This is a genomic window from Streptococcus oralis subsp. tigurinus, assembly GCF_002356415.1.
Taxonomy (GTDB): Bacteria; Bacillota; Bacilli; order Lactobacillales; family Streptococcaceae; genus Streptococcus; species Streptococcus oralis_F.
Map to the genome: position 1 here is coordinate 331346 of NZ_AP018338.1, position 11548 is coordinate 342893.

The following is an 11548-nucleotide window of genomic DNA, read 5'->3' on the forward strand; positions in this document are numbered from 1 at the left end:
GTATAATGGAAAATTTAATCATTTTAGACAGTGAGCTGCAAAAAAAGAATGAAGAGCATTATCAATCTCTTCATGGCGGGAGCCGAGTAGTTTATACCAACTATGAAAGTCCACTTATAAGAAGAGTACGTAATTTCAAATACATCGGTAGTGCTTTGTATCATTTTTTAATGTGGAAAATGTCCTATGATTATGCTCGGAAATTCATAAAATATGATGTCAAGAAAATTATTTGTGTAAATCCTCTTGTAGGTATCTTTTTAGGAATTTTAAATAAAAGTGGCAAGGAAATCACATTAGCAGGATTTTTGTTTGAGAATAAGAAAAATAAAATCTATTATTATTTACGAAAGCAACTTGTGAAAAAGTCTTTCCAGAATATCGGAAATATCATAGTCTATGGTTCAAAAGAAATTCATTATTATTCGGAACTCTTTCCAGAATTTCAGGAGAAATTTAAATTTATTCATTACGGCTTAGATTATGATAATCAACTAACTTATCAAGGTTCTTTACCAACTAAGTATATCTTTTCAGGTGGAGGTAGTAACCGAGATTATGAGACTTTAGTCAAGGCAGTGGAGACTTCAAACCTTTCAATGCCGTGTGTGATTGCAACTCAGCCATGGAGAGTTCCTACGCATGGTTCAAACATTCAAGTTTTATCTGATGTAGTAGTAGAAACCTTTGGAGATGTATTAGCTAAGTCTGATTTCCTTGTCCTATCGTTAAAAGATATTGATTTATCCGCTGGTCATATGGTTATGCTTCAAGCAATGTCTTTAGGAGTTCCTATCATTGTAAATGATATTCCTTCTGTTCGAGACTATGTTAATGAATCGCTAGTGACTTTCTATCCGTCAGGTGACTTTGAAAAACTAGCACAAATTATAGAAGATTTTGATCCTTCAGTTGATGAGGTGCTTCAAAAGGTTGCGAAGGCGAAGAACCTATATTTTGAGCAATATACGTCTATTAAATTGATGGAAAGACTGTTAGATTTTTAAATAGGAGAGACTGAATGGTAGAAAAAATTGATTTTGTTGTCGCATGGGTTGATGGGAATGATCCGGTTTGGAGAAAAAAGAAAGCACAGTACGATGGAACAATTAATACCTCTAAGGAAGGCATGAATTCGGATAAGGCTTATCGTGAATGGGGAACCTTTAAATACTGGTTTAGAGGGGTAGAAAAGTTTGCCCCTTGGGTCAATAAGGTCTATCTTGTGACTGACAATCAAAAGCCAAGTTGGTTAGAGTTAAATAGCGATAAATTGGTCTTGGTAGATCATACAGAGATTATCTGCAATGACTACCTACCAGTTTTTTCTGCCAATCCTATCGAAAGCAATATTCATCGGATTCCAGGTCTTTCTGAGTGCTTTGTGTTCTTTAACGATGATGTTTATCTCACAGCTCCAGTTGAACCGACAGATTTCTTTTCAGATGATGGTTTACCAAAGTATGTTACGGCTTTAGCTCCTATTACAACGGAGAGATATGGCACTGGCCATTTCCAAATGAATGATATGGGAATTATAACAACACATTTTACTCGTGAGGAAATTTTAAAGAATGGCAAATTCTTCTCAATTAAACAAGGTGTTAAAGGTATTGCTAAATCTTTGTTGTATAGACACAGCAAATTTATTTGTGGTTTTTGGGAGAATCATTTAACGCATCCACTCTTAAAGTCAACAATGGAATTGGTATGGGAAAAGGAAAAAGATGTCTTAGAAAAAACATCTGCTAGTCGCTTTAGAAGTCCATCTGATACCAATGTTTGGCTCTTTAAGTATTGGCAGATTGCTAGTGGTCAATATGCAATTGGAAATCCTAAGTTAGGCGGTCTCTTTTCATTAGATAATGCTGGACCAGATTTTTGGAAACTTCTAAATTCTAGGAAATATAAGGTTATGTGTATTAATGATGGTTTTAATGTCCAAAATGAAAATCAGGTGATGGATGACTTTATTAAAGCTATGAATCAACTTTTCCCAGATAAAAGTTCATTTGAGATTTAAATATCTAACTGAGTAAGAGAAAGAAAAGAAAATATGATTTCAGTAATTGTACCTATTTATAATGTAGAGGACTACCTTCATTATGCCATGGAAAGCTTGGTCAATCAAACCTATAAAGATTTTGAAGTTATCTTAGTTGATGATGGTTCCACGGATGATTCTGGGAAACTATGCGATCAATATGCAAGTGAGTATGATTGGGTATCGGCCTATCATAAAGAAAATGGTGGCTTGTCTGATACTAGAAACTATGGTGTCGCAAAAGCTAAAGGGGAATGGATTGTTTTCCTAGATCCAGATGATTATTTTGAGCCTTGTGCACTTGAACTTTTGGTGGAACTTCAAAAACGTACAGGTGCTCGTATTGTCGCAGGAAAAGGTAAGGATACTTACGAACATGATTCCTACCAAAACTACCAAATAAATGAAGAAATGCTAGCGAAAGCTACCCTTCTTTCTTCTGAAGAAACTTTAATAGAGATGCTTTATGGTACAATTGCCACTGTCTCTGCTTGGGCTAAACTCTTTCCCAGAGATATCGTAGAAAAATACCCCTATCCAAAAGGGAAAATCTATGAAGACTTATATGTTATCAGTGACTACTTGAAAGAAGTGGAATCAGTTTGTGTGATTGATTTAGGTATCTATCATTATTATCGTAGACCAAACAGTATTACCTTATCAAACTTCAATAGTAAGCACTATGATTTTTATGATTCTATGGATCATTTGGCAGAAGTTGTCCAGAAGGACTATTCTGCCAATACAGAACTTGATGATGCTATCATCGCCCGTTTGTTCATCGGTAGTCTCCACATTTTCATCTTAATCTCAGATTCTTCCAAAGAGGAAATCGTTCGCATTCAAAGAAGGATTCGTCCTTATCTAAGAAGAATCTTGAAAAATAAGCGGATTAACTTGAAAAACAAGGCGATTTATCTTATGTTATCATTGGTTCCAGGTCTGTATTATCAATTTAAAAAATTAAAAAAGCCTCAATGAAATAAAAGAGGTTAGAGATTAAAAAAGGAAAAAGAAAATGTTAAAGATAGAACGTGATAAATTGCTCGTGACAGCAGTTTTATTTGTGATAATTTCTATAGATATGATAAACACTTCAATGTTAGCACCTGTATTACCTAGTATACCTAATTTTGTTCCTTTCTTTGCAATCATGTTACTAGCTGTGCGTTTTTTATATATTCGTAACTATTCTTTGAGTTTTTTAATATTTGCACCTACCCTCATTTTAGTTGGAAGTATGGTTTATTATAAGGCAGGAAACTTAAATGGTTTAATGTTTTTGCTGTTGATTGTTTTTCTTTATAAAGCAGATTTAGAGTCTATACTTAAAATTTATACTTGGACGAGTTTATCTTTTATAGTATTGATTATTTTACTATCGTTAGTCAATGTTATTCCTAATTTACAGTTTGTTCAAACTCGCCCCGTGGGTGTAGTTGTACGTAACTCTTTTGGTTTTATCTATCCAACCGACTTTGCCTCTCATTGTTTCTATCTCTTTACTGCCCTTTCCTATCTCCTTAGAAAGAAGTTTATCTTCCTAAGAACCCTATCAGGTGTAGCCTTGGCGGCCTTTATTATTGTTTATTGCGATGCCCGTTTAAATGCAGGCTCCATCTTAGCAGCAACAGGAATTTTTCTATACTTTTATTATCGTAACAAGACTGAATGGCGTTTATTTTCCCTACTGCCTTTTTCGGCTGGTATCGCTTCTTCGGTCATGATTTATCTATCCAACAAATTTAGTTGGTCTCATCCAATATATGTTTCTCTGAATAACTTTTTCGGCATGCGATTGTATTTGGGACATGAAGCGCTTAAGAAATATGGCGTACAGTTATTTGGAATTCGTGGAATTTCCTTTGTTGGATATGGAGGAAAGACAGAAACGGTTTTGAACTATGACTATGTAGATTCGTCTTATGTACAAATGTTATTTACTTACGGTTTAATTCCAGTTGTTATGTTGGTATGCCTATACATGGTTCAGTCTTGGACTCTCTATCGTAGGAAGAACTATTTATTGTTAACCTGCCTGGCCTTAGTAACAGTCAATTGTATGTTTGAGGCCTTCTGGGTTCGTCCATCATACAATATTTTTATGTTCCTTCTTTTTGCTGCTATCCCAGCAATGGATTTTGAAGGAGAAAAATCTGAGATGAGGGAAGCAGTGTGAGAGTTTTAAAAAATTACTTGTACAATCTGTCCTATCAGCTACTCGTTATCGTCCTACCAGTGATTACAACTCCCTATATTACTCGGGTTTTCTCCTCGGATGATTTGGGGTCTTACGGATACTATAATTCTATCGTGACATATTTTATCCTACTGGCGACGCTGGGAGTAGCCAATTATGGGACAAAGGAAATTTCCGGCCATCGTAAGGAAGTCGAAAAGACCTTCTGGGGTATTTACAGTTTACAAGTCCTTTCAACCTGTTTAGCGGTTACGCTTTATATCATTGTCTGCTTACTTGTGCCGTCGATGAACAATCCAATCGCCTATATACTTGGATTTAGTTTGCTGTCCCGTGGTTTTGATATTTCATGGCTTTTTCAAGGGTTAGAAGATTTCAAAAAAATTACAGCCCGTAACACAATGGTCAAACTCCTAGGTGTTGTTTCGATTTTCCTATTTGTCAAGAAACCGTCCGATTTGTACTTGTATATCATTCTCTTGGTTGCCTATGATCTACTAGGTCAATTGAGTATGTGGCTTCCTGCTCGGGAACACATTCGCAAGCCGCATCTGGATATAGCCTATGCCAAAGAGCATATCAAACCAGTTATTCTTTTGTTTCTACCACAGATTGCTATTTCGCTCTACATCACGCTAGATCGTACTATGTTAGGTGCCTTGTCTTCGACCAAGGATGTGGGAATCTATGATCAAGCTTTGAAATTATTGAATATTTTATTGACCTTGGTAACGTCGCTTGGTAGTGTTATGTTGCCTCGGGTCTCCAACCTCCTATCATCAGGCAATCAAAAGGCGGTTAACAAGCTACATGAAATGTCATTTCTGGTTTATAACTTGGTTATCTTCCCGATGATTGCGGGGATTTTGATTGTTAATAAAGATTTTGTCAATTTTTTCCTAGGGCAAGACTTCCAAGACGCTCACTATGCGATTGCCATCATGGTCTTTAGAATGTTCTTTATTGGCTGGACCAACATAATGGGAATCCAAATTCTGATACCTCATAATCGCAATCGTGAATTTATGCTATCAACAACTATTCCAGCTGTTTTTAGTGTTGGCTTGAATCTCCTCTTGATCCCACCTTTGGGCTATATTGGGGCGTCAATCGTATCTGTTGCGACAGAAGGTTTAGTCTGGCTGATCCAACTCTACTTTACACGTTCGTATCTCAAAGAGATCAAGATTCTACCGTCCATGTTAAAAATATTTTTAGCAGCACTCCTGATGTACAGCGCCTTGTATTCTGTACAAGCTTTCATCCACTTCTCATCTGTTGTGAATGTCTTGATCTATGCTGTGCTTGGCTTCCTAGTCTACGGTGGCTTGGTTTTGGTCTTACGAATTTTGGATTTTCAAGAACTAAAAAGTGTTTTAAAGAAATAAGGAGATTTTATGTACGATTATTTGATTGTCGGTGCTGGCTTGTCAGGTGCGATCTTTGCCTACGAAGCTAACAAACGCGGCAAGAAGGTAAAGGTGATTGATAAACGAGAACACATTGGTGGGAATATCTATTGCCAATCTGTTGAAGGAATCAATGTCCACAAGTATGGGGCTCACATCTTCCATACATCCAATAAAAAGGTCTGGGATTATGTCAATCAGTTTGCGGAGTTTAACAATTACATCAATTCTCCTATTGCCAACTATCAAGGACACCTTTACAATCTGCCTTTCAATATGAACACTTTCTATGCTTTGTGGGGGACAAAGACACCCCAAGAAGTCAAGGACAAGATTGCTGAGCAGACGATACACATGCAAGATGTTGAGCCTAAAAACTTAGAGGAACAAGCCATTAAGTTGATTGGTACGGATGTCTACGAAAAGCTAATCAAGGGCTACACCGAAAAGCAATGGGGGCGTTCTGCTACTGAACTACCACCCTTTATCATTAAGCGTTTACCAGTTCGATTGACCTATGACAACAATTATTTCAACGACCGCTACCAAGGGATTCCAATTGGTGGTTACAATGTCATCATCGAAAAGTTGTTGGAAGGAATCGAAGTGGAGCTTAATACAGATTTCTTTGCTGATCGTGAGAACTTGGAGGCTTCAGCAACTAAGCTTGTCTTCACAGGGATGATTGACCAGTTCTTTGACTATCAGTTTGGTGAACTAGAGTATCGCAGTCTCCGTTTTGAGCATGAGATTTTGGATCAGGAAAATTTTCAAGGAAATGCTGTGGTCAACTATACTGAGCGTGACATTCCCTATACGCGAATCATCGAACACAAACATTTTGAGTTTGGGACTCAAGCCAAGACCGTTATTACTCGTGAATATCCAGCAGATTGGAAAAGAGGAGATGAACCTTACTATCCAATCAATGATGCCAAAAACAATGCCATCTATGAACAGTATCTAGCAGAAGCCAAGAAAAATGGCCGCGTTATCTTCTGTGGTCGCTTGGCAGATTATAAATACTATGATATGCATGTGACTGTTGAACGTGCATTGGATGTGGTAGAAGAAGAACTAGGGAGCATCTAAGAATATCACAGATAAAGGGGAGAAAAGGTGAAATATTATCTGAAAGATTCATTTCTGCATAATGCACACGAAAAGAATGCAGGGAGTAAGGCACGAAATGACGTGGAAGCTATTCTAATCTCAGAGGGTTATGAGGGCTTGGAGCTCAAGGTTGAGAATTGGTATAAGATGAATTTCTTTAAAGCTCAACAACACAAATATCGTGCGACCAAGTCTGTGTTTGATCAGTTGGGAGCCGGAGATGAATTGGTGATTCAGTTCCCTATTATCCACCATACATTTTTCATCTCACAACTCATCAAGCAGGCGCAAAAAAGAGGAGTTAAATTCTATCTTTTGATCCATGATATTGAAACCTTGCGTCATGCAGCAGGTTCAGAAGTGAAATTTCGCCATAAAGTGAGAAATTACTTCCAGGAAAAGAAAGCTTTGATGTCAGTGGATGGGATTATCGTTCATAACGATATCATGAAAAATGTTTTAGCCGATCAAGGATTTCCGTCTGATAAAATGGTAAGTCTAGAGATTTTTGATTATTTGATTCCAGACTTCCAAGAAAAATCTCTTCCTCAAAAAGATCAACCTATCATAGTTGCTGGAAATTTGAACCCTGCAAAGTCAGGTTATCTTTATAACTTGCCAGAACAGCCAGCCTATAACTTGTACGGAGTGGGCTATGATGAAAGTCGTGCATTGAAAAACACTAGCTACTTTGGTTCCTTTATGCCAGATGACCTCCCAGCTGCTCTTGAAGGTAGTTTTGGTTTGGTCTGGGACGGAGACAGCTCAGAAACCTGTCAAGGTTCTTACGGAAACTACCTACGCTTTAACAACTCGCACAAGGCTTCTCTTTATTTGGCATCAGGTTTCCCACTAGTAGTGTGGAAGGAATCGGCTCTGGCCCACTTTGTACTGGACAAACAGTGTGGAATAGCAGTTGATTCTTTACATGACCTCCAAAAGTCACTAGACGATTTGACAGATCGAGATTACATGAAACTGTCAGCTAATGCTAGACAAGTAGGAGTAGCGCTTCGAAATGGTGATTATCTGAAATCGGCTATTTCTAAATTGAAGTAAGAATTTGAAGCTACTCATTAATCAGTTCGTTAGAAAGGTTACTTCATTATGAAAGGTATTATTCTTGCGGGTGGTTCAGGTACCCGATTGTACCCACTTACTCGGGCAGCGTCAAAACAGCTGATGCCGGTTTATGATAAACCCATGATTTACTATCCTTTGTCAACCCTGATGTTGGCTGGAATCAAGGACATTTTGATTATCTCAACACCACAGGATTTGCTCCGTTTTAAGGACCTGCTCTTGGATGGTTCCGAATTTGGGATCAAGCTTTCCTATGCGGAACAACCTAGTCCCGATGGACTTGCTCAGGCTTTTCTTATCGGTGAAGAATTTATCGGTGACGATAGTGTTGCCTTGATTCTAGGCGACAATATCTATCATGGACCTGGATTGAGCAAAATGCTTCAAAAGGCAGCCAAGAAAGAGAAGGGTGCGACTGTTTTTGGCTACCAAGTGAAGGATCCAGAGCGTTTTGGTGTGGTCGAGTTTGATACAGACATGAATGCTATTTCCATAGAAGAAAAACCGGACAATCCTCGATCCAACTATGCAGTGACAGGTCTTTATTTCTATGATAATGATGTTGTGGAGATTGCCAAACAGATCAAACCAAGCGCACGTGGTGAGTTGGAAATCACAGATGTTAACAATGCTTATTTGAAGCGTGGGGATTTGTCTGTTGAGGTTATGGGGCGTGGTTTTGCCTGGTTGGATACAGGGACGCATGAGAGTCTGTTAGAGGCTTCTCAATATATCGAAACGGTTCAACGAATGCAAAATCTCCAGGTTGCCAACCTGGAAGAAATTGCCTATCGAATGGGTTATATCAGCCGTGAAGATGTACTGGAATTGGCGCAACCTCTTAAGAAGAATGAATACGGGCAATACTTGCTCCGTTTGATTGGAGAAATCTAGATGACAGATAATTTTTTCGGCAAAACACTTGCAGTGCACAAGATTGATGCAATTCCAGGTTTGTTAGAGTTCGATATTCCAGTTCATGGTGACAATCGTGGCTGGTTTAAGGAAAATTTCCAGAAAGAAAAGATGCTACCACTTGGCTTTCCTGAAAGCTTCTTTGCTGAAGGGAAACTGCAAAACAACGTCAGCTTTTCTCGTAAAAATGTTCTTCGAGGCCTCCATGCTGAGCCTTGGGACAAGTACATCTCGGTTGCAGACGATGGCAAGGTGCTAGGATCTTGGGTAGACCTGCGTGAAGGTGAGACTTTTGGAAATGTTTATCAGACCGAGATTGATGCAAGTAAGGGAATCTTTGTCCCTCGTGGCGTAGCCAATGGTTTCCAAGTCCTCTCGGATACAGTTTCTTATAGCTATCTAGTTAATGACTACTGGGCACTTGAGCTCAAGCCTAAATACGCCTTTGTTAACTATGCGGATCCAGCTTTGGGCATCCAGTGGGAAAATTTAGAAGCTGCAGAAGTCTCAGAAGCGGATAAACATCATCCACTGCTAAAGGATGTCAAACCACTAAGAAAAGAAGATTTGTAAAAAAGTTAAGGAATAAAAATGACTGAATACAAAAATATCATCGTGACAGGTGGGGCTGGTTTTATCGGTTCTAACTTTGTTCACTATGTTTACAATAACTTTCCAGATGTTCATGTGACAGTGCTGGACAAGCTGACTTATGCGGGTAATCGTGCCAATATTGAAGAAATTATAGGTGATCGTGTTGAGTTGGTTGTTGGAGATATTGCAGATGCAGCCTTGGTAGATAAGTTAGCTGCTCAAGCAGATGCCATCGTTCACTATGCGGCAGAAAGCCACAATGACAACTCGCTTAATGATCCGAGTCCCTTTATCCATACCAACTTCATTGGGACCTACACTCTTTTGGAAGCAGCACGTAAATACGATCTTCGTTTCCACCATGTGTCAACTGACGAAGTCTATGGTGACCTACCTCTGCGAGAAGATTTGCCAGGTCATGGAGAAGGTCCAGGTGAGAAATTTACGGCTGAAACCAAGTACAATCCAAGCTCGCCTTACTCATCAACCAAGGCAGCTTCAGACTTGATTGTCAAAGCTTGGGTGCGCTCATTTGGTGTCAAAGCGACTATTTCCAACTGTTCAAACAACTATGGTCCATACCAGCATATCGAGAAGTTCATTCCGCGCCAAATTACCAATATCCTGAGTGGTATCAAGCCAAAACTCTATGGTGAAGGTAAGAATGTCCGTGACTGGATTCACACCAATGACCATTCATCAGGTGTTTGGACGATTCTGACCAAAGGTCAAATTGGTGAAACTTACTTGATTGGTGCGGATGGTGAAAAGAACAATAAGGAAGTCCTGGAACTCATCCTCAAGGAAATGGGACAGCCAGCTGATGCTTATGATCATGTGACAGACCGTGCGGGTCACGACCTTCGCTATGCTATCGATGCTAGCAAGCTCCGTGATGAACTAGGGTGGAAGCCAGAGTTTACCAATTTTGAAGCAGGTCTCAAAGAGACCATCAAGTGGTACACAGACAACCAAGACTGGTGGAAATCTGAAAAAGAAGCCGTCGAGGCTAACTATGCCAAGACGCAACAAGTGATTAAATAATTAGATACTAAAAAGCAAGAGACCTCAAGGTCTCTTGCTTTTTATGTATGTCGTAATCTTTTATTTTCTTATTTCTTGTTTGTAAAACTCTTTAAGGGCATCCTGCCAGGTTGGAATGATGAAACCAGTCGCCTTTGCTTTTGCCAAACTCATGGTTGAGTTGAGGGGACGTTTAGCCTTAGCAGGGAACTTGCTGGAGTCTACAGGAATTACTTCGACATCACTGTCTTTAAGAATCTCGACAGCGAAGTCATACCAAGTGGTATCTTCAGTGGAGTCATTTGATAAGTGGTAGTAGCCAAATTCTTTTTGATTATCAGTCAAGTAGGTCATGAATTCAGCCAAGGTACGTGTCCAGGTTGGGCGACCGTGTTGGTCGTTGACCACTGTGAGCGTTTTATGGGTTTTGGCTAGATTTTGCATGGTAAAAACAAAGTTCTTTCCATAATTTCCAAAGACCCAAGCAGTACGGATAATGTAATGCTGTGATGTAAGGTTTTCAACGAGTTCTTCACCCATTCGCTTGGTACGTCCATACTCTGTTTGCGGATCAGGTAGGTCATCGATTTCCCACTCTTGTCCGATAGGTTTCTTTCCATCAAAGACATAGTCTGTCGAGATATAGACTAGAGTAGCTCCGTATTTCTCAGAGGCCTTGGCTACATTTTCAGTGCCAGTTACGTTGATGGCAAAATCCAGTTCTTTCCCCTCATCTTCTGCTGCATCGACAGCAGTGTAGGCTGCACAATGATAGACTAGAGTTGGCTTAACCTCAGCAAAGACTTTTTCAACCATTTCAGACTTAGTGATATCCATTTCGGCCACATCCACTGCAACATAGTCCACATTTCGCTCATCTAGTAAATAACGTAGTTCGGTACCGAGTTGACCATTGGCACCTGTAATTAAGATCATATCTTTCTCCTTGATTGTTCTTATACTTAATTATATCAAAAATATAGAAAAATCGGTTTTTAGTGAAACCTTTTTCGGTATAAACTTTGTTAGTGAAGCGCAAGAGAGACGAACAGTTATTACTTTAGAATATCCTTAAAAGTATTTTTCAGAATTTACCAAATTAAGTAGAAAGTTCAGAAAATTCTGTTGACATTTCTCTAAAAAGGGTCTATAATGGGATGTAAATTT

11 protein-coding genes are annotated in these 11548 nt (G+C 39.0%); 10 read left to right on the plus strand and 1 reads right to left on the minus strand.

All coding sequences use genetic code 11. The annotated features are described in order from the left end of the window. Positions 1–5: 5 nt before the first annotated feature. The 10 genes from STO1_RS01680 to rfbB are packed head-to-tail and all read left to right on the plus strand — an operon-like array spanning position 6 to position 10402. A complete protein-coding gene (locus STO1_RS01680; protein WP_049489805.1) occupies positions 6–1007 on the plus strand; it encodes a glycosyltransferase in 1002 nt (333 codons plus the stop codon). 14 nt (positions 1008–1021) lie between these two features. Continuing rightward, positions 1022–2023: a receptor polysaccharide phosphotransferase WefF gene (wefF, locus tag STO1_RS01685; RefSeq protein ID WP_033605614.1), complete on the plus strand. Its 1002-nt coding sequence runs from the start codon at positions 1022–1024 to the stop codon at positions 2021–2023. Positions 2024–2056: 33 nt separating this feature from the next. Then, on the plus strand, positions 2057–3025 hold the full coding sequence (locus STO1_RS01690; protein WP_049489804.1) for a glycosyltransferase family 2 protein: 969 nt from the start codon (positions 2057–2059) through the stop codon (positions 3023–3025). Positions 3026–3062: 37 nt separating this feature from the next. After that, positions 3063–4223, plus strand: a complete 1161-nt coding sequence (locus tag STO1_RS01695; protein ID WP_049489803.1) for a hypothetical protein — start codon at positions 3063–3065, stop codon at positions 4221–4223. Next, positions 4220–5632 carry a flippase gene (locus STO1_RS01700; RefSeq protein ID WP_096421680.1) on the plus strand — a complete coding sequence of 471 codons (1413 nt, stop codon included), beginning with the start codon at positions 4220–4222 and terminating at the stop codon, positions 5630–5632. Before STO1_RS01695 ends, STO1_RS01700 begins: the two co-directional genes overlap by 4 nt. Positions 5633–5641: 9 nt before the next feature. Continuing rightward, positions 5642–6745, plus strand: a complete 1104-nt coding sequence (gene glf / locus STO1_RS01705; protein WP_096421682.1) for a UDP-galactopyranose mutase — start codon at positions 5642–5644, stop codon at positions 6743–6745. A gap of 27 nt (positions 6746–6772) precedes the next feature. Continuing rightward, on the plus strand, positions 6773–7825 hold the full coding sequence (locus tag STO1_RS01710) for a glycosyltransferase (protein ID WP_049489800.1): 1053 nt from the start codon (positions 6773–6775) through the stop codon (positions 7823–7825). Positions 7826–7873: 48 nt separating this feature from the next. Next, on the plus strand, positions 7874–8743 hold the full coding sequence (gene rfbA / locus STO1_RS01715) for a glucose-1-phosphate thymidylyltransferase RfbA (protein ID WP_096421684.1): 870 nt from the start codon (positions 7874–7876) through the stop codon (positions 8741–8743). Beyond that, positions 8744–9337 (plus strand): dTDP-4-dehydrorhamnose 3,5-epimerase family protein, encoded by a 594-nt coding sequence (locus STO1_RS01720; RefSeq protein WP_096421686.1) that lies wholly within the window; start codon positions 8744–8746, stop codon positions 9335–9337. A gap of 18 nt (positions 9338–9355) precedes the next feature. Further along, positions 9356–10402 carry a dTDP-glucose 4,6-dehydratase gene (gene rfbB / locus STO1_RS01725; RefSeq protein WP_084939324.1) on the plus strand — a complete coding sequence of 349 codons (1047 nt, stop codon included), beginning with the start codon at positions 9356–9358 and terminating at the stop codon, positions 10400–10402. 60 nt (positions 10403–10462) lie between these two features. Here rfbB and rfbD read toward each other — a convergent pair whose 3' ends face one another. Beyond that, on the minus strand, positions 10463–11317 hold the full coding sequence (rfbD, locus tag STO1_RS01730; protein WP_084939323.1) for a dTDP-4-dehydrorhamnose reductase: 855 nt from the start codon (positions 11315–11317) through the stop codon (positions 10463–10465). Positions 11318–11548: the final 231 nt, after the last annotated feature.

Coding starts and splice junctions, on each gene's coding strand:
- STO1_RS01680 (WP_049489805.1), top strand. CDS start 6: ATGGAAAATTTAATCATTTTAGACAGTGAGCTGCAAAAAAAGAATGAA.
- wefF (WP_033605614.1), top strand. CDS start 1,022: ATGGTAGAAAAAATTGATTTTGTTGTCGCATGGGTTGATGGGAATGAT.
- STO1_RS01690 (WP_049489804.1), top strand. CDS start 2,057: ATGATTTCAGTAATTGTACCTATTTATAATGTAGAGGACTACCTTCAT.
- STO1_RS01695 (WP_049489803.1), top strand. CDS start 3,063: ATGTTAAAGATAGAACGTGATAAATTGCTCGTGACAGCAGTTTTATTT.
- glf (WP_096421682.1), top strand. CDS start 5,642: ATGTACGATTATTTGATTGTCGGTGCTGGCTTGTCAGGTGCGATCTTT.
- rfbA (WP_096421684.1), top strand. CDS start 7,874: ATGAAAGGTATTATTCTTGCGGGTGGTTCAGGTACCCGATTGTACCCA.
- STO1_RS01720 (WP_096421686.1), top strand. CDS start 8,744: ATGACAGATAATTTTTTCGGCAAAACACTTGCAGTGCACAAGATTGAT.
- rfbB (WP_084939324.1), top strand. CDS start 9,356: ATGACTGAATACAAAAATATCATCGTGACAGGTGGGGCTGGTTTTATC.
- rfbD (WP_084939323.1), bottom strand. CDS start 11,317: ATGATCTTAATTACAGGTGCCAATGGTCAACTCGGTACCGAACTACGT.